This window comes from Streptomyces sp. NPDC088197 (genome assembly GCF_044741185.1).
Lineage (GTDB): Bacteria > Actinomycetota > Actinomycetes > Streptomycetales > Streptomycetaceae > Actinacidiphila.
Genome location: NZ_JBIUSD010000002.1, coordinates 809,474 through 830,337 on the forward strand (window position 1 = coordinate 809,474; position 20,864 = coordinate 830,337).

Here is a 20,864-nt window from a genome sequence, read left to right on the forward strand (position 1 = left end):
CCAGCCCGTCCGGCGACCGAGGACGAAGCCCACCGCCAGCCGACCAGCGCGAAGCAACACACAGCCCGACCCGCGACCGACGACGCAACCCCCGCCAGCCGACCAGCCCGTCCGGCGATTGAGGACCAGGCCCGGCGGTGATGAGTGGCAACCGTGACGACATGAAAGGCCCCGCCATGGATCTCGTGTTCCGCGACGCTCGCGTCATCGACGGAACGGGGGCGGCGTCGTATGTGGCGGACGTGGGGCTGGCGGGGGGCCGGGTCGGGGAGATCCGACGGAAGGACGGGGGGCGGCGGCTCACGGCGAGACGGGTGGTGGACGCGGAGGGTCTGGCGCTGGCGCCGGGGTTCATCGACATGCACGCGCACAGCGACCTGGCGCTGCTGCGGGACCCGTCGCACGAGGCGAAGGCGGCACAGGGCGTGACGCTGGAAGTCCTCGGCCAGGACGGCCTGTCGTACGCGCCGGTCGACGACCGGACGTTGGCGCAGGTGCGGGCCCAGATCGCGGGGTGGAACGGCGACGGCTCGGACGTGGAGTTCGACTGGCGGAGCGTCGGCGAGTACCTGGACCGGCTGGACCGGGGCATCGCGGTCAACGCCGCGTATCTGGTGCCGCAGGGCACCGTGCGGATGCTGGCGCTGGGCTGGGAGGACCGCCCGGCCACGGCGGCGGAGCTGGCACGGATGAAGGAGTTGGTCGCCGATGGCCTGGGCCAGGGCGCGGTGGGCCTGTCGTCGGGGCTGACGTACACACCGGGGATGTACGCGTCGGACGCGGAACTGACCGAGCTGTGCCGGGTGGTGGCGGCGTACGACGGCTACTACTGCCCGCACCACAGGTCGTACGGGGCGGGCGCGCTGCGGGCGTACGAGGAGATGGTGGCGCTCACCGAACAGGCGGGCTGCGCCCTGCACTTGGCGCACGCCACGATGAACTTCCCGGAGAACGAGGGCCGCGCCCCCGAACTGCTGGCGCTGCTGGACGCGGCCCTGGCCGCAGGCGCGGACATCTCGCTGGACAGCTACCCCTACCTCCCCGGCTCCACAACCCTCGTGGCGATGCTGCCCAGTTGGGCCACCGAGGGCGGCCCCGAGGCGACGCTGGCCCGGCTGCGCGACGACGCGACGGCGGCGCGCATCCGCCGGGTGATGGAGGTGGACGGCGCGGACGGCAGCCACGGCGTCCCCGTCGACTGGTCGGTGATCGAGGTCGCCGGGGTGCGCGAGCGCTCGCTGGCCGCCCATGTCGGGCGCAGGATCGCGGACTTCGCGACCGCCCGGCGGCTCCTGCTGGAGGACCGGCTCGCCACCACGATCCTCCAGCACGTCGGCCACGAGGAGAACGTCCGGGCCATCATGCGGCACCGCGTGCACACCGGCGGCTCCGACGGCATCCTGCGCGGCGACAAGCCGCACCCGCGCGCGTACGGCACCTTCCCCGAGTATCTGGGGCGCTACGTCAGGGAGTTGGGGGTGCTGCCCCTTGAGGAGTGCGTGGCCCATCTGACCGGCAGGCCCGCCGCCCGGCTGCGGCTGCCCGATCGCGGCCTGGTCCGCGAGGGCTACCGCGCCGACCTGGTCCTGTTCGACCCGGCCACCGTCGCGGCCGGTTCCACGTACGACCGCCCCCGCGCCCTGCCCACCGGTATCCCGTACGTCCTGATCGACGGCCGGTTCGTCATCGAGGACGCCCGTCGGACGGACGTGCTGGCGGGACGCTCGGTGCGGCGGACCGAGGCGCGGCGAACGGCTGGTCGGCGAACGGCCCGGGGATGAGGCCCCCTGGGGCGAGAGTCCCTGGGGCGAGGGTCTCGGCGATCGCCGGTACGGCGGTCAGGTCGTCGGTGATGACCGCCTCCAACGCCCCGGCGGCGGCCCGGTCGTTGGGCGTGATCCGCCCGGAGTAGAAGATCACCGGACCCGCGTAGCCGCGTGACCTCACACCGCGTACCAGCGCGAAGCCCTTGGCGGGCTCGTCCGCGAAGCCCGCGTGGCAGAGCAGCAGGGCGGGGCGGTGTTCGGCGAAGATCTGGACGAGTTCGGCTTCCGTGTCGGCGGGGAGCACGGCGGAGCTCACCGTCAGCAACTGGGCGATGGCACGGCCTCTGCCCCGCGCGAAGCCCGCCGCCACCGCGAGCGCGAACGTACGCTCCGGCGTCCCGGCCGGGTAGCCGGAACCCTGTTGCGGCGCGTGCCAGGCCGGTGCGTCGGCGCCGTACCCGGCCAGTTCCGGGTCGTCGAGCGCGGGGCTCACCGACTGCGGCCGCTCCAGCGGATCCGGGTCGTACGGCGACCCGTCACCGCGCGGGTAGCCGTACCCCTGCACGGGCCCCTGCCCATACCCCTGCCCGTACCCCTGCACGGGCCCCGGGTACGGCGGCGTGCCGACCCCCGTATCCCCGTAGTCGACCGACGATCCGCTCGGCCCCGGTGACGCCACCGGGTCCCCGGCCGGTTCCGGCCCGGCCGCGGGCTGCGGCGCGCTCTCCCACGGACCGGCCAGCGGCGGATACGGCGCCGCCTCGCCGTCCTCGGTGCCCTGCCGCAGCCGTCGCAGCACCAGTTCGGACTCGGGCAGCGCCACCAGGTCCTCGACCAGGGAGACGAAGGCGGGGTCGCCCGCCAGGTCGGGGAAGCCGACCGGGAGCTGGGCTTCGAGGTCGGCGAGGACCGTGCCGTGGTCCTCGTGCCCGTGCAGCGGCGGCAGGGAGTGGGCGCGCAGGAAGTCGGCGACCATCGGCCGGTCGGGGTCGGCGAGCGGCGCCGGGGACCACAGGCGGGTGCGGACCCGGCGGTAGGTGCGGAATTCGCGCACCACGTCGGCGTCGTCCCCGGGCCCGGCGGGCGCCGTCATCATGCGGTGGAAGTCGGGATAGAGGTACTGGAGCAGCAGGGTGCGGATGACGGCCTCGGGGCGGATGCCCGCCCAGACCGGGTTGAGGCTCGCCTCCAACAGCAGCCCGTTGAGCAGGCGTTTGACCCGGCGCGGGTTGCGGGCGGCGCGGTAGGCGAGGAGTTCGACCAGGTGCGGGTCCAACAGGTGGTCGATACCGGCCAGTTCGGCGCAGGAGCGGACGTACGCCTGGATCTCCCGGCCGCTGGGCGCGGGGATGCGGTAGCTGGTCTGGAAGATCTTCTCCACGAAGGCGGCCCCGGCTGGCGAGAGGTCCGGCAGCAGTCCGCCGGGGCCGATCGCGGCGCGGTCGCAGCCGATGACGAAGGCGAGGCCCGGCACGTCGAGGTAGACCTTCACGGCCTCGCAGACGGCGAGGAAGGTCTGCTCCGAGCAGCGGTCGAGGTCGTCGATGAAGATGACGAGGAGTTTGCCGCCGGGCGCGGAGCCGCGCGTCGCGGTCCACTCGCCGACCATGTCGCGCAGCGCGTCCCGCATGCCGTTGCGGGCGCCCGCGTCGACCGACAGGCGCTTCCACAGCTCGTCGACCATGCCCGCCACGCCGAGCGGCCCGGCGGCGACGACGGTCAGCGCCCGTAACAGGCCCATCAGGGCGCCGCCCGCCCTGATCCGGCGCAGGGCGCGCCGCAGGATGCTGGGGTCGACCTGGTTGAGCACCGATTTGATGAGCCCTTCGAGGGCGTCGCCGCCGGTCGAGGTCCAGGCGTTGTACCAGACGGTGTGCACGTCGGGGAACCGCTGGAGCCGTACGTCGACCAGCCGCATCAGGCTGCTCTTGCCCATCCCCCATCCGGCGTCCACCGCGAGGGTGAAGGGCGTCGCGTCGCGCGAGGCCACCAGCAGTCCGGTGAGCTGCGCCGCCGCCCGGTTGGCGCCGAGCAGGTCGCGCGTCTCGTCGGCCACGGGTTCGTCGTTGAGCAGAGCGAACGCGGGCGGGGTCACCGGCGGGTACGAGGACCCGTACGGGGATGCGTACGGCGTCGCGTACGGCGTCGCGTACGGCGACATGGGCGGCGGTCCGGCCGCTGGGGAGGACACCGTCCAAGTCTGGCAGCCGCGCCCCCGGGTCCGCCGGTACGTGGCGGAAAACACCGAGCGGTCCGCGTGACGTGGCCGTAAGGTGACCGGCATGCAGGTGATCCAGTCCACGAAGCTCGCCAACGTCTGCTACGACATCCGGGGCCCGGTCCTCGAAGAGGCCATGCGGCTTCAGGCGGCGGGTCACCGCATCCTGGAGCTGAACACCGGGAATCCGGCGCCGTTCGGGTTCGAGTGCCCGCCGGAGATCCTGGAGGACATGCTCAGGTCGCTGGGGACGGCGCACGGGTATGTGAACTCCAAGGGCATCCTCCCGGCGCGCCGCGCGGTGATGCAGCACTACCAGACCAAGGGCATCGACCTGGACGTCGAGGACGTCTACCTCGGCAACGGGGTGTCGGAGCTGATCCAGATGTCGATGCAGGCGCTGCTCGACGACGGTGACGAGGTGCTGGTGCCCGCGCCGGACTACCCGCTGTGGACGGCGTCGGTCTCGCTGTCCGGCGGCACGGCCGTGCACTACCGCTGCGACGAGCAGGCGGAATGGCAGCCGGACCTCGCCGACATCGAGCGGAAGATCACCGACCGCACCAAGGCGATCGTGATCATCAACCCGAACAACCCGACCGGCGCCGTGTACGACGACGAGATGCTGCGCGGCATCGCCGAGATCGCCCGCAGGCACCGGCTGATCGTCTGCGCCGACGAGATCTACGACAAGATCCTGTACGACGACGCGACGCACACCCCCTTCGCCGCCATCGCCCCCGACCTGATGACCCTGACTTTCAACGGTCTGTCGAAGGCGTACCGGGTGGCGGGCTTCCGCAGCGGCTGGCTCGCGGTCTGCGGCCCCAAGGACCACGCGACCAGCTACATCGAGGGTCTGACGATCCTGGCGAACATGCGGCTGTGCGCGAATGTGCCCGCGCAGCACGCCATCGCCACCGCCCTCGGCGGGCGCCAGTCCATCAAGGACCTCGTCCTGCCCGGCGGCCGGCTGACCGAGCAGCGCGACGCGGCGTACGCGGCCCTGACCGCCATCCCCGGCGTCACCTGCGTGAAGCCCAAGGGCGCCCTCTACGCCTTCCCGCGCCTCGACCCCAAGGTGCACAAGATCAAGGACGACCAGCAGATGGTCCTCGACCTCCTGCGGGCCGAGCGCATCCTCGTCGTCCAGGGCACCGGCTTCAACTGGCCCGACCCCGACCACTTCCGCCTCGTCACCCTCCCCGCCAAGGAGGACCTGACGGACGCGGTCACCCGCATCGGCGACTTCCTGGGCGGCTACAGCCAGGTGCCGTAAGAGGTACGGCGTCCGGGAGGGGTACGGGCCCGGAAGAGGTACGGCGAAGGGTCGCGGGAGGTCACCGCGAAGGGGCGCGGGCGATCCGCGCCCCCCACGTCAGCCCAGGCGCGCCACCAGGGACTCGTACTCGTCCCACAGCTCCCGCGGGGTGTGGGTGCCGAAGGTTTCGAGGTGGGCGGGGATGAGGGCGGCTTCCTCTTTCCAGACCTCGCGGTCGACGGACAGCAGCAGGTCGAGGTCGTCCTGGGAGATGTCGAGCCCCTCGGTGTCGAGGTCGCCGGGGGCCGGCAGGATGCCGATGGGGGTCTCGACACCCTTGGCCTCGCCGTTGAGGCGTTCGACGATCCACTTCAGGACCCGGCTGTTCTCGCCGAAGCCCGGCCAGACGAAGCGCCCGGCGGCGTCCTTGCGGAACCAGTTGACGTAGTAGATCTTCGGCAGCTTGGCGGCGTCGTGCGTCTTGCCGAGCGAGACCCAGTGGCCGAAGTAGTCGCCCATGTTGTAGCCGCAGAACGGCAGCATCGCGAAGGGGTCGCGGCGCAGTTCGCCGACCTTGCCCTCGGCGGCGGCGGTCTTCTCGCTGGCGACGTTGGCGCCGAGGAAGACGCCGTGCTGCCAGTCGAAGGACTCGGTGACCAGCGGTACGGCCGAGGCGCGGCGTCCGCCGAAGAGGATCGCGGAGATCGGGACGCCGCGCGGGTCCTCCCACTCGGGCGCGATGATCGGGCACTGCGCGGCGGGGACGGTGAAGCGGGCGTTGGGGTGGGCGGCGGGCGTGCCGGACTGCGGCGTCCAGTCCTGGCCCTTCCAGTCCGTGAGGTGCGCGGGCGGCTCCTCGGTCATGCCCTCCCACCACACGTCGCCGTCGTCGGTGAGGGCGACATTGGTGAAGACGGAGTTGCCGTACATCGTCTTCATCGCGTTGGAGTTGGTGTGCTCTCCGGTGCCGGGCGCCACGCCGAAGAAACCGGCCTCGGGGTTGATGGCGTACAGGCGGCCGTCCTCGCCGAAGCGCATCCAGGCGATGTCGTCGCCGATGGTCTCGACGGTCCAGCCGGGGACGGTGGGCTCCAGCATCGCGAGGTTGGTCTTGCCGCAGGCCGAGGGGAACGCGGCGGCGACGTACTTGACGGCCTCGGGTCCCCCCTTGGGCGGGGTGAGCTTGAGGATCAGCATGTGCTCGGCGAGCCAGCCCTCGTCGCGGGCCATGACGGAGGCGATGCGCAGCGCGTAGCACTTCTTGCCGAGCAGGGCGTTGCCGCCGTAGCCGGAGCCGTAGGACCAGATCTCGCGGCTCTCGGGGAAGTGCGAGATGTACTTGGTGGTGTTGCACGGCCACGGCACGTCGGCCTGGCCCTCTTCGAGCGGGGCGCCCAGGGTGTGCACGGCCTTGACGAAGAAGCCGTCGGTGCCCAGTTCGTCCAGCACGGCCTGACCCATCCGGGTCATCGTGCGCATGGAGACGGCGACGTACGCGGAGTCGGTGATCTCCACGCCGATGGCGGACAGCGGTGAGCCGACCGGGCCCATGCAGAAGGGCACGACGTACATCGTGCGGCCCTTCATCGAGCCGCGGAAGACGCCCTTGTCGCCGGTGAAGATCTCCCGCATCTCGGCGGGGGCCTTCCAGTGGTTGGTCGGGCCCGCGTCCGCCTCGTTCTCCGAGCAGATGAAGGTCCGGTCCTCGACCCGCGCCACGTCCGAGGGGTCGGAGGCCGCGTAGTACGAGTTGGGGCGCAGGGTCGGGTCGAGCTTGGTGAAGGTGCCCTTGGCGACGAGTTCTCCGGCCAGGCGGTGGTACTCCGCCTCCGAGCCGTCGCACCACACGATCTCGTCGGGCTGGGTGAGTTCGGCGATCTCGCCGACCCAGCGGGTCAGTTCCTGATGGTTGGTGGGAGCCGCAATACCGCGCGCCACGATCGCTCCGTCCCGCCGGGTCCGCACAGAACCGGCGTCACAAATTGAGGGTTTGGTTCTCGGCCCCTTGGGGGCTGCGGCCCGGACGCGTTCGTGGAGTGCTCATCCGGTACCGACCGCACTCATATGAGTGTGGGCCCCGTCAAATGATTCTGTCCAGGGCGCCGCGAGTGAGCATCACCACTCCGGGAGTGTCCCGCGCCACCTTTGAATCTACTAACAGGTAACTTACGCGACCGTAGGTAGGATTGACGGCATGGTCCTTGGCAACGACACTTCAGAGGTGTCCCCCATCGTCGACGGCGTCGACTTGCCGATCCCCGTGAAACCCAAGCTCAGAGGGTGGTTGCACGCGGGGATGTTCCCCGCCGTGCTCGTCTCGGGAGTCGTGCTCACCGCCTTCGCCCAGAGCACCAGGGGACGGATCGCCTGCGGCGTCTTCACCGTGACCGCGTGCGCGCTGTTCGGCGTGAGCGCGCTCTACCACCGGGGCAACTGGGGCCCTCGGGGCGAAGCGATTTTGCGACGACTTGACCATGCGAACATCTTCCTGATCATCGCGGGCACCTACACGCCGCTGGCGATCCTGCTGCTGCCCGGCGACACCTCGAAGGCGCTGCTGTGGGTCGTCTGGGCGGGCGCGCTCGCCGGAATCGCCTTCCGCGTCTTCTGGGTCGGCGCCCCGCGCTGGCTCTACACCCCGTGCTACATCGCGCTCGGCTGGGTCGCGGTCTTCTTCCTGCCGGACTTCCTGCGGACCGGCGGCGTGGCCGTCATGGTCTGCGTCATCGTCGGCGGCCTGCTCTACAGCGGCGGCGCCGTCGTCTACGGCTTCAAGCGGCCGAATCCGTCACCGCGTTGGTTCGGCTTCCACGAGGTCTTCCACTCCTTCACGCTGGTCGCCTTCATCGTCCACTACGTCGGCATCTCGCTGGTCGCCTACCAGCACGCGTAAATCCGCCGGGCCGCAGCCGCCCGCCCCTTCACCCACCCGCGCCCGTCCCCACGGGGGCGGGTTTTTTCGTACGCCCGCACGTCGGCGCGCGTCCGCGGGTGAGTGAGGGCGCGTACGCCGGTGCGTACGCGTACGCCGACACCCATCCCCGGACGCGCCCACCCGCACGGGTTCCCATGCGGCGATCTGACAGCTACTCTTTTTTAGGAGTCACTTTCATTTGACACAGACCCTCAGGAGTCGTCATGGCAACCTCTTCCTCCCCGGCCCCGCCCCCGGCGGACGCGCAAGCCCCGCCGCAGGCGGACCCGCGGCGCTGGCTGGCACTGCTCGCGATCATCGCCAGCGTCCTCGTCCTCAGCTTCGACACGACGATCCTCAACGTGGCGCTGCCGACGATGTCCGCCCAGATCGGCGCCGACACCGGCGACATGCAGTGGATCGTGGACTCGTACACCGTCGTCTTCGCCGCCGCGATGCTCCCGGCGGGCCTGCTGGGCGACCGGTTCGGACGGCGCCGGATGCTGGTCACGGGCCTCGTCGTGTTCCTGGCCGGATCGATGCTCGGCGTGCTGGCGCACAGCCCGGGACCGGTGATCGCCGCCCGTACGGTGATGGGCGTCGGCGGGGCCTTCATCATGCCGCTGGCGCTGTCGGTGCTGCCGTCGATGTTCAGCGGGCAGGAGCGCTCGCGGGCGGTCGCGATCGTGTCCACCGCGATGGCGCTCGGCATGCCGCTCGGCCCGATCATCGGCGGCACGCTGCTCGAACACTTCTGGTGGGGCTCGGTCTTCCTGATCAACATCCCGCTGGTCGGCCTGAGCGTCGTCGCCTGCATGACGCTGCTGCCCGAGACCCGCGACCCCGCCGCGCCCCGGGTGGACGTCCCCAGCACGGTGTTCGCCGCCGGGGGCCTCGGCGCCCTGGTCTTCGGCATCATCGAGGCGCCCGACCGGGGCTGGGGCGACCCGCTGGTGCTGCTGATGCTGTTCGGCGGGGTCGCGCTAATCACCGGGCTGGTGCTGCGCGAGCGCGGGGTGAGCAGGCCGATGCTCGACCTGACCCTGCTGCGGCAGCGCGGTTTCGTGTGGAACGCGGTCGCCGCCACCCTGGTCACCTTCATCCTCACCGGGCTGCTCTTCGTCCTGCCGTCCTACCTCCAGACCTCCCTGGGCTACGACGCGTTCGGCACCGGTCTGCGGCTGCTGCCGATGATGGGCGGGCTGATGTTCTCCGCCCGCGCGGGCTCCCCGCTGGTCAAGCGGTTCGGCCCGCGGCCGGTGATCGTCGGCGGACTCGCCGTCCTGGCGGGCGCGGCCTTCCTCGGCAGCACCACGCGCGTCGGTGACGGTTACGGCGTCACCGCCCTGTGGCTGTCGATCGCCGGGCTCGGCTTCGGCCTCGCCATCGTGCCCGCCATGGACAGCGCGCTCGGCGCGCTCCCCCGCGAGCGCGCGGGCAGCGGCTCGGGACTGCTCCAGACGCTGCGGCAGACCGGCGGCGCGATCGGCGTCGCCATCCTCGGCAGCGTTCTCGCCGCCGGGTACACCGGACGGCTGGACACCAGCGGCCTGTCCTCGGCCGCCGCGCACACCGCCAAGGACTCCGTCGTCGGCGCCCACGCCGTCGCCGCCTCCCTGGGCGACCGCGCGCTGGCCACCGCGGCCGACGCCGCGTACCTGCACGGCATGAGCGTCGTCCTCACCGTCTGCGGTGTCGCGTCCCTGGTGGCCGCCGCGCTGGTGGCGGCCTTCCTGCCGAATCCGCGCACCGGGAAAGCGACGGAGGGGGGCGCGGCCGACCGGGGCGCGAAGGGGTCTGGAGACGGGTCCGGACACGGGTCCGGGTCCGGGAGCGACACCGCGCCCGGAATCGTGACCGGCTCCGTGACCGGCTCCGACACCCGCGCCGGGGCATCGCTGCCCGTGGCAGAACGCACCACGGATGCCGGACAATGAGGCCATGTCCCCTCGCTCCAGCGGCATCATCCCGGCGAAGACCGGTCTGCGCGAACGCAAGAAGGCCCAGACCCGCCAGGCCATCCGCGCCGCCGCCTACCGGCTCTTCGCCGAGCAGGGGTACGACGCCACCCCCGTCGACCAGATCGCGGCCGAGGCGGACGTCTCGCCGAGCACCGTCTTCCGGTACTTCCCCACCAAGGAGGACATCGTCCTCACGGACGAGTACGACGCGGGCATGGCCGAGATGCTGCGGTCCCGGCCCGCCGACGAGTCACCGCTGACGGCGCTGGAAATGGTCATGCACGAATCGCTCAGCCTGCTGCTCCAGGACCCCGAGGGCCAGGCCGAGATGGTTCAGCGCGAGGAACTGGTCCGCGACGTCCCCGCCATCCGCTCCCGCTCCCACGAAACCATGTCGGAGACCGGTCGGCTGCTCGGCGGCATCATCGCCGAGCGGTCCGGCCGCTCGGCCGACGACCTCGAAGTACGCGTCTTCACCGCCGCCGTCTTCAGCGTCATCCACGAGACGACGATGTACTGGGTCGAACAGGGCCGCACCGAAGAACTCCTCCCCCTCCTCGACCGCGCCCTCGGCCTGCTGCGCGGTGGCCTGGAGTTCTGACCCGCACGCCTCCCCGGCGCCAACCCCCATGACCAAGCCCCCAGCCCCCACCGGCCGGTGACCCGGCCACCCCCGAAGCGCCGGGACGGCCGGTGACCCGCGGGAGCGTCGTGGCTGAGCGCGCAGTTCCCCGCGCCCCTAAAAAGATCGGCTCGCCGCCCGGACGAAAGACAGTGCGCCCCGTCAGGGGCGCGAGGAACTGCGCGAGCAACCCACCACCGGCCGGTGGTCCCGGAACAACCGAACCGCCCCGCCGGGACGGCCGGTGACCGCTCGCCGCCCGGGCGAAAGACGGTGCGCCCCGTCAGGGGCGCTGGGGGCACCTCCCGGCCGAAGGCTGGGGGAGGAACTGCGCGAGCAACCCACCACCGGCCGGTGGTCCGGGAACAACCGATCCGACCCGCCGGGACGGGCGGTGACCCGCGGGAGCGTCGTGGCTGAGCGCGCACCCCCGCAGGGGGGCCGGCTAGCTCGGGCGGGGTCCGGTCCACACGTCGGAGCGGAGCTGCGAGCGCAGGGTGCGGGCGTCGGACGTCGGCGCGTCACAGACGAAGTTGCGGCAGACGTACGCGGCGGCCTGCCCGGCGCGCGTCGGCCGGGCGTGCAGCAGCGGGAATTCCGTACTGCCCTCCTCGCCGACCGCGACCACGGCGCCGGGCGCGGCGCCGAGCAGCGCGGTGAGGTGGAGTTCGTCGGTCAGGGGATCGCCGACCGCGCCGACGACGGCGACCTCGCGCGGCCCGTCGAGCGCGGCCTCGGCGACGGCCAGACCCCAGCCGACGAACCGCGGCGCGCGGGAGGCGAGCGCGCCGACGACACCCAACGCCCTTTCCGCGGCGGTGCGGTGGGCATCGGAGCCGGTGTGGGCGGCGTACGTGAGCAGCGCACCCGCGGCGGCCGTCCAGCCGGACGGCGTCGCGTTGTCGGTGGGGTCCTGCGGGCGGCGGATCAGGGTCTCGGCGTCGTCGGCGGTGTCGTACAACCCGCCGTCGTCCGCGGTGAAGTGGACGATGACGGAGTCGAGCAGCAGCCCGGCGAAGTCCAGCCAGACGCCCTCGCCGGTCACCGACGCGAGCGCCAGGAAGCCCTCGGCGACGTCGCCGTAGTCCTCCAGCACACCGTCGTTGGCCCCGGCGACACCGTCGCGCGAGGTGCGCGAGAGCCGTCCGCGCTCGTCCATGTGGACGCGTACGAGCAGGTCGGCGGCGTCGACCGCGGCCTGTACGAGGTCGGGCCTGTCGAAGTAGGCGCCGGTCTCGGCGAGCGCGGCGATGGCCAGGCCGTTCCAGGCGGCGACCACCTTGTCGTCGCGCCCCGGACGGGGGCGCGACGCGCGGGCGGTGAGCAGCCGTTCGCGTACGGAGGCGACCCGGTCGGCGTCCACCACGCCGTTGCCCTGCGGGAGTTGGAGTACGGAGGCGCCCTCCTCGAAGGTGCCCTCCTCGGTGACGCCGAAGTAGCCCGCCGCGAACTCCCCGTCGGCCGCGCCCAGTACCTCGGTGAGCTGCGCGGGCGTCCACGCGTAGTAGGCGCCCTCGGCGTGCTTGCCGGTGCCGTCGTCGCTGTCGGCGTCCAGCGCGGACGCGAACCCGCCCTCGTCCGTGGCCAGTTCGGCGATCATGAAGTCCGCGGTCTCCAGCGCGACGCGGCGCGCGAAGTCGGAGCCGGTGGCCCGCCACAGGTGCGCGTACACGCGGGTGAGCAGCGCGTTGTCGTAAAGCATTTTCTCGAAGTGCGGGACGGTCCAGGTGCGGTCGACCGCGTACCGGGCGAAGCCGCCGCCGAGTTGGTCGTAGATCCCGCCGCGCGCCATCGCCTCGCAGGTGTCGCGGGCCATCTGCAACGCACCCTCGGCGCCGGTCCGCGCGTGGTGCCGCAGCAGGAACTCCAGCGCCATGGACGGCGGGAACTTCGGCGCCCCGCCGAACCCGCCGCGCCGCGCGTCGTATTCACGGGTCAGCCCGAGCAGCGCCGCCGACAGTTCGCCTTCACCCGGATGGACGGCCGCGCCGTACGCGTCGGCCCGCTCGGCCAGGTCCCGGACGATCCGCGTCGCGACATCCGCGACCTCCTCGCGCCGGTCCCGCCACGCCGCGACGACGCCCTCCAGCACGTCCCGGAACCCGGGCATCCCCTGCCGCGCGGCCGGCGGGAAGTACGTACCGAAGTAGAACGGCTCGCCCTCCGGCGTCAGAAACACCGTCATCGGCCAGCCGCCCTGACCGGTGGCCGCCTGCACGGCCTCCATGTACACGGCGTCGACGTCCGGCCGCTCCTCGCGGTCCACCTTCACCGACACGAAGTGCTCATTGAGATACGCGGCCGTCACCTCGTCCTCGAAGGACTCGTGCGCCATCACATGGCACCAGTGGCACGCGCTGTACCCCACGCTCAGCAGCACCGGCACACCGCGCTTGCGCGCCTCCGCGAACGCCTCCGCCCCCCACGGCCACCAGTCCACGGGATTCGCGGCGTGCTGGAGAAGATAGGGCGAGGTCGCGTCAGCCAACCGGTTCACGCGGCCTAGCCTCTCACAAAGCAAGGCCCGCGAGACGATCGCGCGCGGCGGCGGGAGGCTGTCGTTCGGGCATCTCGACGCACCGGGCGGGAGCGGGAGCGGGACCGGTGGGGACGGGGTCCGGCGGGGGGCGGGGCGATCAAGGGGCCGGGGGCGGGGCGATCTCGTGGAGGAGGGTCTCGACCAGGGACTTGATCTCGTCGCGGATCGGGCGCACGGCTTCGACGCCCTGGCCGGCCGGGTCGTCGAGCTTCCAGTCGAGGTAGCGCTTGCCGGGGAAGACCGGGCAGGTGTCGCCGCAGCCCATCGTGACGCACACGTCGGACTCGCGTACCGCGTCCACGGTGAGGATCTTCGGGGCCTCGGCGGAGATGTCGATGCCGACCTCGGCCATGGCCCGGACGGCGGCCGGGTTGACGGCGGCGCCCGGGTCGGACCCGGCGGAGCGGACCTCGACGCGGTCCCCGGCCAGGTGGGTGAGCCACGCGGCGGCCATCTGCGAGCGGCCGGCGTTGTGGACGCAGACGAACAGGACGGAAGGCTTGTCGGACATGGGGCTTCCCTGTTCCTTCCTCGGTTGAACGGCGTGATGGGACGGGCGTGGTGGGACCGGCGTGACGGGACGGGCGTGACGGGACCGGCGTGATGAGGCGGGCTTGGTGCGACGGCTTGACGGGACGGGTTCGCTGCGGCGACGTGGCGAGGCGAACGAACGATTCAGCCCGCGCTGGTATCAGCGGCGACTGATGTGTGACAGTATCAGTCCATGCTGACATCAGTCGACACTGATCTGATGCGGGTGCTGGCCGACCCGCTCAGGCTCCGGATCGTGACCCTGCTCGCCCGCGAGACCCTGTGCACCACGCACCTGGTCGAGGAGACCGGAGCCAGGCAGACCAATCTCTCCAACCACATGAAGGTCCTGCGCGAGGCGGGCGTGGTGGACACCGAGCCCTGCGGCCGGTTCGTCTACTACAAGCTGCGCCCCGAGGTGCTGGCCGGACTGTCCGAGCGGTTCGCCGCGCTCGCGGAGTCCGCGCGTACCGCCGCCGAGAACAAGCGGGCGTGCCCGTGACCTCCGCGGAACCCCGACCCGCGCCCTCGGCGGAACCCCGGCCCGCGCCCTCCGCGCAGCCCGCCGCCGCCCGCCCACCGGGCGGCGGTCCGGCCCCGCGCGACTCGGTCGTCGGGAAGCTCTCCGCCCTGGACCGCTACCTCGCGGTCTGGATCCTGGCCGCGATGGGGGCCGGTCTGGGGCTGGGCCGCGCCGTCCCGGGGCTGAACGACGCGCTCGCGAAGACCGAGATCGGCGGGATCTCGCTGCCGATCGCGCTCGGCCTGCTCGTGATGATGTACCCGGTGCTGGCCAAGGTCCGCTACGACCGGCTCGACCGCGTCACCGGCGACCGGAAGCTGATGGCGTCCTCCCTGCTCCTCAACTGGGTCGTCGGCCCCGCCATCATGTTCGCGCTGGCCTGGCTCTTCCTGCCGGACCTGCCCGAGTACCGCACCGGTCTGATCATCGTGGGACTCGCCCGCTGCATCGCCATGGTCGTCATCTGGAACGACCTCGCGTGCGGCGACCGCGAGGCCGCCGCCGTCCTGGTCGCGCTCAACTCGGTGTTCCAGGTGCTCGCGTTCGCGCTGCTGGGCTGGTTCTACCTCGACCTGCTGCCGCGTCTGCTCAACCTCGGCGACGGCCAGGGCCTGGACGTCTCCGCCTGGCACATCGCGCTGAACGTCGTCGTCTTCCTCGGCGTGCCCCTGCTCGCGGGGTTCCTCACGCGCCGCGTCGGCGAGCGGCGCGTGGGGCGCGAGCGGTACGAGAGCGCGTTCCTGCCGAGGATCGGCCCGTGGGCGCTGTACGGGCTGCTGTTCACGATCGTCGTCCTCTTCGCCCTCCAGGGCGGGACGATCACCTCGCGCCCGCTGGACGTCGTACGGATCGCGGCTCCGCTGCTGGTCTACTTCGCGGTCATGTTCTTCGGCGCCTTCCTCCTCGGCAAGGGTGTCGGTCTGGCCTACGACCGCACCGCGACCCTCGCGTTCACCGCGGCGGGCAACAACTTCGAGCTGGCCATCGCGGTCGCCGTCGCCACCTTCGGGGTCACCTCCGGCCAGGCGCTGGCCGGGGTCGTCGGCCCGCTGATCGAGGTCCCCGTCCTGATCGGCCTCGTCCACGTCGCGCTCGCCTGGCGCCGGAGGTTCACCGCCGACGCGCTGACGACGGCTGATTGACGCTGATTGACCTACGCCTTACGCGTCCTGGCCGCGGGGCCAGGTCCTGACGGGGGCGCTGCTGCGGCCGGCCCGGCCGCTCAGCTCGGCGTCGAGGGTCTCCTGGGCCACGCGCATGGCCTCGGCGTACACGGGGTCCTCCAGCCGCTTCCACATGTCGTCCGCGGAGACGTCCTCCACGCGGCTGACCACCCACCAGATGTTGCCGAAGGGGTCCTTGATCCGGCCGCCGCGCTGTCCGAAGGCGTCGTCGGCCAGCTCCGTGACGATACGGCCGCCGGCCGCGACGGCCCGCGCGAACGCCTCGTCGGCGTCGGCGACGAACACCCGCAGCAGGCTCGGCACGACGGGCCAGTCCGCGTGCCGGTCGAAGGCCAGCACCACGGTGTCGCCGATACGGATCTCGCCGTGTCCGATCAGGCCGTCCTCCGTCGCCACCCGCCCGAGTTCCTCACCCCCGAACGCCGCGGCCACGAAGTCGAGGAACGCCCCCGTGTCGTCGGTGACCACCCAGGGCGCCACCGTGGTGTAGCCCTCGGGCGCGGCATTGGTCTTCTCGGGCATCGCGGTCCTTTCGCTGACATCGGTTGTCGACAGCGACGCTAGGCGCGATTGCGGTCAGTTCCGGTCCGCAACGGCGCAGCGGCGGTGCCGCGATCCGCCGATACCCCCGCCCGGGCCCGGTCGGTCACGGCCGGCCGGGGGCCACGGCCGGCTCGGGGCTCGGGGTGAGGTCGCGGCGGGGCAGCAGGAGCGGGGTGGTCAGGATGAGCAGGCCCACGACCGTGAGGGCGGTGCGCGGGCCGGTGACGTCGGCGAGCAGCCCGGCGAGCGCGGTGAGGACGGCGATGGCCGTCTGCTGGCCGATCGACCAGGCCGACAGGGTCCGGGCGACGAGGTGCCGGGGGGTGTGTTCGAGCCGGTAGGTGGCGAGCACCGGTGTGTACAGGCTCATGTTGACGATGATCGCCAGCTCGACGGCGATCACGGTGAGCAGGCCGACGACGCCGGGCCGGACGAAGGCCAGCCCGATCAGCCAGACGGCGCGCAGGGTGCCGACGGTCCGGAAGACCCACTGCTGCCCGTGGCGGGCGACCACCCGGCGGGCCAGCCGCGAGCCGATGAGCCCGCCGACGCAGGGCGCGGCGAAGGCGAGGCCGTACTGCCAGGGCGGGAAGCCGAGTTGGCGCAGCAGGAGCACGGCGAGCAGCGGTTCCGTGGCCATGATCAGACCGCCGACGAGCAGCTGGTTGAGGTAGAGCGCCCGCAGGCCGGGGTGGCCCAGGAGGTGCCGCCAGCCGTCGAGCAGCGCGCCCGCCCGGGTCGTCGGTGTGCCGGTGGGCCGCGGCGCGTCCTCCCGGCCGCGGATCGCGGTGACGCACAGCGCGGAGCACAGGTAGCTGAGCGCGTCGGCCACGACGGTGACGACCGGCCCGAACAGGCCGATGGCCGCTCCGCCGAGCGGCGGCCCGACCGCGATGGAGCTCCAGTTCGTGGACTCGAAGCGGGCGTTGGCCACGAGCAGGTCGTCCGGCCGGACGAGCGCCTTGAGGTAGGCGCCGCTGGAGGCGTTGAAGGCGATCTTGGCCGCGGCGGACACGGCGGAGACCACGAGCAGGTGGACGAAGCTGAGCCAGCCGAGGGCGTACGCGGCCGGGACCGTCGCCATGACCGCGAACCGGGTCAGGTCCATCGCGACCATGACCGGGCGCTTGCGCCGGAACTCCACCCACGGCGCGAGCGGCAGCGCGATCAGCGCTCCCACCGCGGGCCCCACGGCGGACAGCGCGGACACCTCGGCGGGGCCCGCGTGCAGGGCCAGCACCGCGATCAGCGGCAGCGCGCCGAAGCCCAGCCCCGACCCGTAGGCGCTCACCGCGTACGCCGCCCACAGCCAGCCGAACGGCCGCCCCAGCGCTCTCCTGCCCCTCATGCGCGGCGCTCCCCCTTCGACGGGCCGACGTGGACCGGTGAGAGCTAAGCGAGCGGCACAACCGCAGGTCAAACAACCGCACCGCCCGCGATCCACAACCATTCGTTGTTCACTAAGGTGAATCGACGTGGACCTCGAAGCCGTACGCACCTTCGTCGCCGTCGCGGACGCGGGCCAGTTCCAGAAGGCCGCCGCCGACCTGTCGATCACCCAGCAGGCGGTCTCCAAGCGGGTCGCCGCGCTGGAACGCGCCCTGGGCATGCGGCTGTTCGCCCGCGCCCCGCGCGGCGCCGAACTCACCATCGACGGCCAGGCGTTCCTGCCCCACGCGCGCGAACTGCTGCGCGTCGCCGAACGCGCGGTCGCGTCCGTACGCCCCGGCCGCCGTCCGCTGCGCGTCGACGTGATGGCCTCGCGCGGCGCGCAGGCGGGCCTGATGCGCGGCTTCCACCGCGCGCACCCCGAGATCGACCTCGACGTGGTGATGCTGCTGGAATTCGGCACGGCCGTCGGCGCCGTCAGGTCCGGTGCGATCGACGCGACCTTCCGCGCCGTCGCCGCGCCCGGCCTGCCGCTCCCCGAGGACGTCGCGTCCGTACGGGTGCTCGACGAGCCGCTCCAGCTCCTCACCGGCCCGGCCCACGCGCTGGCGGGCGCCCGGTCGGTGACCGTCGAGCGGCTCGTGGGGCACCGGATCTGGATGCCCGGCATCGTCCCCGGCTCCGAGTGGGGCGCCTACTACGACGACCTCGTCGACGAGTTCGGCCTCACCATCGAGGCGACCGGCCCCAACTTCGGTTCCGACGCGCTCCTCGACACCCTCGCCGAGACCCCGGCGCTGGCCACCTTCATGGGCGAGCCCACCCGTCTCATCTGGCCCGCGGGCCACGGCCTGCGCCGTATCCCGGTGACCGACCCCACCCCCGTCTACCCGCACGCCCTCCTGTGGCACCGCGACAACCCCCACCCGGCGCTGGCCGTTCTGCGCGCCCACCTCGCCGCCGCGGCGACCGCCCACGACGCCGCCGGGACGTGGCGCCCCGACTGGGTGATCCCCCCGCCTCCGGTGTCACCGCCGACGAACTCCGGGCCGGATTCGCCGGGTGGCGGCTGACGGACGTGACGCCCGGTGCGCGTCCGGTCCGGAAAGCCGGGGGTCGGCGCGTACGCTCATGGGCGGATGTTCCGGAAGTGGCGGAAGTGGTGCCAATGGCACCAGGAGCGCCGACGGGCGCCAGCGGGAGCGGTGCCGGGTGAGCGTGAGGGGTGGTCGCGGATGGCGGGGCGGATTCGGGTGCTGCTGACGGCCGTACTGGTGGCCGTGACGGGGATCGTGACGGCGTCGGCACCGGCCTCCGCGGTGATCGGCGGGTCGAAGAGCACGTACGGGCCGTGGGCGGTGCGGATGTTCGTCGACGGGAAGCCGGTGTGCACCGGGGCGGCCGTGACGCGCCGGTGGATTCTGACCGCGTCGCACTGCTTCTTCGAGCAGGCGCGGCCGGTCGCGGACAAGCGGATCACGTTCCGGGTGGGCAGCCTCGACGTCCGCAAGGGCACGACGCTCCGGCCGGTGCCCGGCGGGCGCGTGGGAAGCGCCGTCGCCGACATGATGCTGGTCGAGGTGCCGGCCATGAACGTCCGCACGGCGCGCCTGTCCACCGCGCCCGTCCGTCCCGGCCGGACCGTGCGGGTGTACGGGTGGGGCGCGACGTGCGCCGGGGACGAGAACTCCTGCCAGTCGCCGGTGCTCAAGCAGTCGCGGCTGCGGGTCGTCCGGCCGGACGACCCGCGGTGCGACGGCGCCACCGCGCCGGGCGGCTCGGACTTCTGCATGGTGAAGGTGTCCGGGATTCCCGCGGGCGGGGACTCCGGCGGACCGGTGATGAGCGTCGCCCCGCACGGCGCGGAAACCCTCCTCGGCGTCTTCGACGGCTCCGACCGGGAGAAGGTCGCCGAGGCCGGGGACGTCGGTCAGCAGCTCGCCTGGATCCGCTCGGTCACCCGCCGGTAGCCCCCACCGCCCGCCCAGGTCCGCCCCGTCACCCGGCGGTACCCGCCACCGCCACCGGGCCTGCTGGGTACGGAACAGGCGGCGACATGGCCTGGAAGTCGGCGAGGCGCGCGGCGGGGCGGCTTCGGCGAGGGGCCGGACAGCTGCCGGACAGGTGCGGGACAACCGCCGTACACCGACCGGATAGACTGCCGCAATTCTGCACCTCACCCGTATGCACCGTTTTTCACGCCAAAGAGGGAGCGTCGTGGCGCTGCTCGACCACACCCGGCCGGCGCCCGCGGCGGAGGCCACCGGCCGGAGGGACGCGCTGCGGCGCGCGGCCCGCGCGGCGGCGCCCGCGGTCCTCGGCTATCTGCTGGTGCGGCTCGCAGCGACCGCGATGCTCTGGATGTGGGCACGGTCGGAACACAAGAGCCTGCTGGGGCTGCTGGGCCGCAAATGGGACTCGCTGTGGTTCCTGGGCATCATCGAGCACGGCTACGACCACGGCACCCCGGCGCAGAGCAACCTCGCGTTCTTCCCGCTCTACCCCCAACTGGTGCGCGGCACCGCCGCGCTGTCCCCCACCGGGCCCGCGACCACCGGCGTCGTCCTCGGCTGGCTCTTCGCGCTGGCCGCCGCCTGGGGCATCTACGCGGTCGGCGCGAAGCTGTACGGCCAGCGCGCCGGGGTGGTGCTCGCCGTGCTGTGGGGCGTCATCCCGCACGCCGTCGTCGAGTCGATGGCGTACACCGAGAGCCTGTTCACGGCGCTGGCCGCCTGGACGCTGTACGCGCTGCTCTGCGAACACTGGCTGACCAGTGCCTTCCTGTGCCTGCTCGCCGGGCTGACCCGGCCGACCGCCTCCGCGCTGGTGCCGGTGGTCTGCCTGGCCGCGCTGTTCGCGATCGTCCGCGCGCCGCGCGCCTGGCGCGCGTGGGCGGCGCTGCTGATCGCGCCCGCCGGCTGGATCGGCTATCTGGTGTGGGTGGGCCTGCGGGTGCACCGGCTGGACGGCTGGTTCCACATCCAGAAGGACGGCTGGGGATCGTCGTGGGACGGCGGCCGGTTCACCGTCGACAGCGCCCGGCACATCCTCAGCACGCCGTCGGCGCTCGACCTGTACGCGGTGACCGTCGTCCTGCTGCTGGCCGTGGCGCTCTTCGTCCTCGGCGTGCTCGACCGGCAGCCCTGGCCGCTGCTGCTCTTCAGCTTCCTGCTGCTGGCCACCTCGATCGGCGGCTCCGGCTACTACCACTCCAAGGCGCGCTTCCTCGTCGCGGCCTTCCCGCTGCTCATCCCGCCCGCCGTGGCACTGGCCAAGGCCAGGACCGGTACGGCCGTCACCGTCGTGACGACGCTGACGCTGGTGTCCGGGTACTTCGGCGGCTATCTGCTGCTGGTCTGGAACCACTCCCCGTGAGCCGGGCGGTTCACAAGCCGTAGCGCCGACGCCGTCGA

General features: G+C 72.4%; 16 protein-coding genes. 10 read left to right on the forward strand and 6 right to left on the reverse strand.

The window, feature by feature from the left end; translation table 11 throughout:
• Nucleotides 1-176: 176 nt before the first annotated feature.
• On the forward strand, nt 177-1,781 hold the full coding sequence (locus tag ACIOC1_RS08240; RefSeq protein ID WP_401852682.1) for an amidohydrolase family protein: 1,605 nt from the start codon (nt 177-179) through the stop codon (nt 1,779-1,781).
• Here the strand turns inward: ACIOC1_RS08240 and ACIOC1_RS08245 are convergent.
• Nucleotides 1,684-3,957 carry a P-loop NTPase fold protein gene (locus ACIOC1_RS08245; RefSeq protein ID WP_401852685.1) on the reverse strand — a complete coding sequence of 758 codons (2,274 nt, stop codon included), beginning with the start codon at nt 3,955-3,957 and terminating at the stop codon, nt 1,684-1,686. The genes ACIOC1_RS08240 and ACIOC1_RS08245 overlap by 98 nt on opposite strands.
• 91 nt (nt 3,958-4,048) lie before the next feature.
• Between ACIOC1_RS08245 and ACIOC1_RS08250 the strand changes: the two genes are divergently transcribed.
• Entirely contained in the window at nt 4,049-5,263 is a 1,215-nt protein-coding gene (locus ACIOC1_RS08250) for an aminotransferase class I/II-fold pyridoxal phosphate-dependent enzyme (protein WP_391127123.1), read from the forward strand.
• A 99-nt stretch (nt 5,264-5,362) separates the two neighbouring features.
• Here ACIOC1_RS08250 and ACIOC1_RS08255 read toward each other — a convergent pair whose 3' ends face one another.
• Nucleotides 5,363-7,183 carry a phosphoenolpyruvate carboxykinase (GTP) gene (locus ACIOC1_RS08255; protein ID WP_355347836.1) on the reverse strand — a complete coding sequence of 607 codons (1,821 nt, stop codon included), beginning with the start codon at nt 7,181-7,183 and terminating at the stop codon, nt 5,363-5,365.
• A 256-nt stretch (nt 7,184-7,439) separates the two neighbouring features.
• Here ACIOC1_RS08255 and ACIOC1_RS08260 point away from each other — a divergent pair, with 256 nt between their 5' ends.
• The 3 genes from ACIOC1_RS08260 (at nt 7,440) to ACIOC1_RS08270 (ending at nt 10,721) form a co-directional block, all read left to right on the forward strand.
• A complete protein-coding gene (locus ACIOC1_RS08260; RefSeq protein WP_355347833.1) occupies nt 7,440-8,138 on the forward strand; it encodes a hemolysin III family protein in 699 nt (232 codons plus the stop codon).
• A 245-nt stretch (nt 8,139-8,383) separates the two neighbouring features.
• Nucleotides 8,384-10,096: an MFS transporter gene (locus ACIOC1_RS08265; RefSeq protein ID WP_401852689.1), complete on the forward strand. Its 1,713-nt coding sequence runs from the start codon at nt 8,384-8,386 to the stop codon at nt 10,094-10,096.
• Nucleotides 10,097-10,100: 4 nt separating this feature from the next.
• Nucleotides 10,101-10,721: a TetR/AcrR family transcriptional regulator gene (locus tag ACIOC1_RS08270; RefSeq protein ID WP_401852692.1), complete on the forward strand. Its 621-nt coding sequence runs from the start codon at nt 10,101-10,103 to the stop codon at nt 10,719-10,721.
• 466 nt (nt 10,722-11,187) lie between these two features.
• Here the strand turns inward: ACIOC1_RS08270 and ACIOC1_RS08275 are convergent, their stop codons facing one another.
• Nucleotides 11,188-13,239 carry a DUF255 domain-containing protein gene (locus tag ACIOC1_RS08275; protein WP_391049134.1) on the reverse strand — a complete coding sequence of 684 codons (2,052 nt, stop codon included), beginning with the start codon at nt 13,237-13,239 and terminating at the stop codon, nt 11,188-11,190.
• Nucleotides 13,240-13,378: 139 nt separating this feature from the next.
• Entirely contained in the window at nt 13,379-13,792 is a 414-nt protein-coding gene (locus tag ACIOC1_RS08280) for an arsenate reductase ArsC (RefSeq protein WP_401852695.1), read from the reverse strand.
• A 213-nt stretch (nt 13,793-14,005) separates the two neighbouring features.
• Here ACIOC1_RS08280 and ACIOC1_RS08285 point away from each other — a divergent pair, with 213 nt between their 5' ends.
• Together ACIOC1_RS08285 and arsB are read left to right on the forward strand one after the other, a co-directional pair.
• Nucleotides 14,006-14,314, forward strand: a complete 309-nt coding sequence (locus ACIOC1_RS08285; RefSeq protein WP_355350097.1) for a metalloregulator ArsR/SmtB family transcription factor — start codon at nt 14,006-14,008, stop codon at nt 14,312-14,314.
• Nucleotides 14,311-15,477 (forward strand): ACR3 family arsenite efflux transporter, encoded by a 1,167-nt coding sequence (gene arsB / locus ACIOC1_RS08290; protein WP_401852801.1) that lies wholly within the window; start codon nt 14,311-14,313, stop codon nt 15,475-15,477. Before ACIOC1_RS08285 ends, arsB begins: the two co-directional genes overlap by 4 nt.
• Nucleotides 15,478-15,495: 18 nt before the next feature.
• On the opposite strand, the gene ACIOC1_RS08295 is transcribed toward arsB, so the two are convergent.
• Nucleotides 15,496-16,041, reverse strand: coding sequence for a VOC family protein (locus tag ACIOC1_RS08295; protein WP_391049126.1), 546 nt, complete (start codon nt 16,039-16,041; stop codon nt 15,496-15,498).
• Nucleotides 16,042-16,165: 124 nt separating this feature from the next.
• Nucleotides 16,166-17,410 carry an MFS transporter gene (locus ACIOC1_RS08300; protein WP_355350106.1) on the reverse strand — a complete coding sequence of 415 codons (1,245 nt, stop codon included), beginning with the start codon at nt 17,408-17,410 and terminating at the stop codon, nt 16,166-16,168.
• 127 nt (nt 17,411-17,537) lie between these two features.
• On the opposite strand from ACIOC1_RS08300, the gene ACIOC1_RS08305 reads away from it, so the two are divergent.
• The 3 genes from ACIOC1_RS08305 (at nt 17,538) to ACIOC1_RS08315 (ending at nt 20,826) form a co-directional block, all read left to right on the forward strand.
• Complete coding sequence (locus tag ACIOC1_RS08305; RefSeq protein ID WP_401852699.1) at nt 17,538-18,524, forward strand: LysR family transcriptional regulator; 987 nt, start codon at nt 17,538-17,540, stop codon at nt 18,522-18,524.
• A 162-nt stretch (nt 18,525-18,686) separates the two neighbouring features.
• Nucleotides 18,687-19,421, forward strand: coding sequence for a S1 family peptidase (locus ACIOC1_RS08310; RefSeq protein ID WP_401852702.1), 735 nt, complete (start codon nt 18,687-18,689; stop codon nt 19,419-19,421).
• A gap of 247 nt (nt 19,422-19,668) precedes the next feature.
• Nucleotides 19,669-20,826, forward strand: coding sequence for a hypothetical protein (locus ACIOC1_RS08315; RefSeq protein ID WP_401852703.1), 1,158 nt, complete (start codon nt 19,669-19,671; stop codon nt 20,824-20,826).
• Nucleotides 20,827-20,864 lie beyond the last annotated feature (38 nt).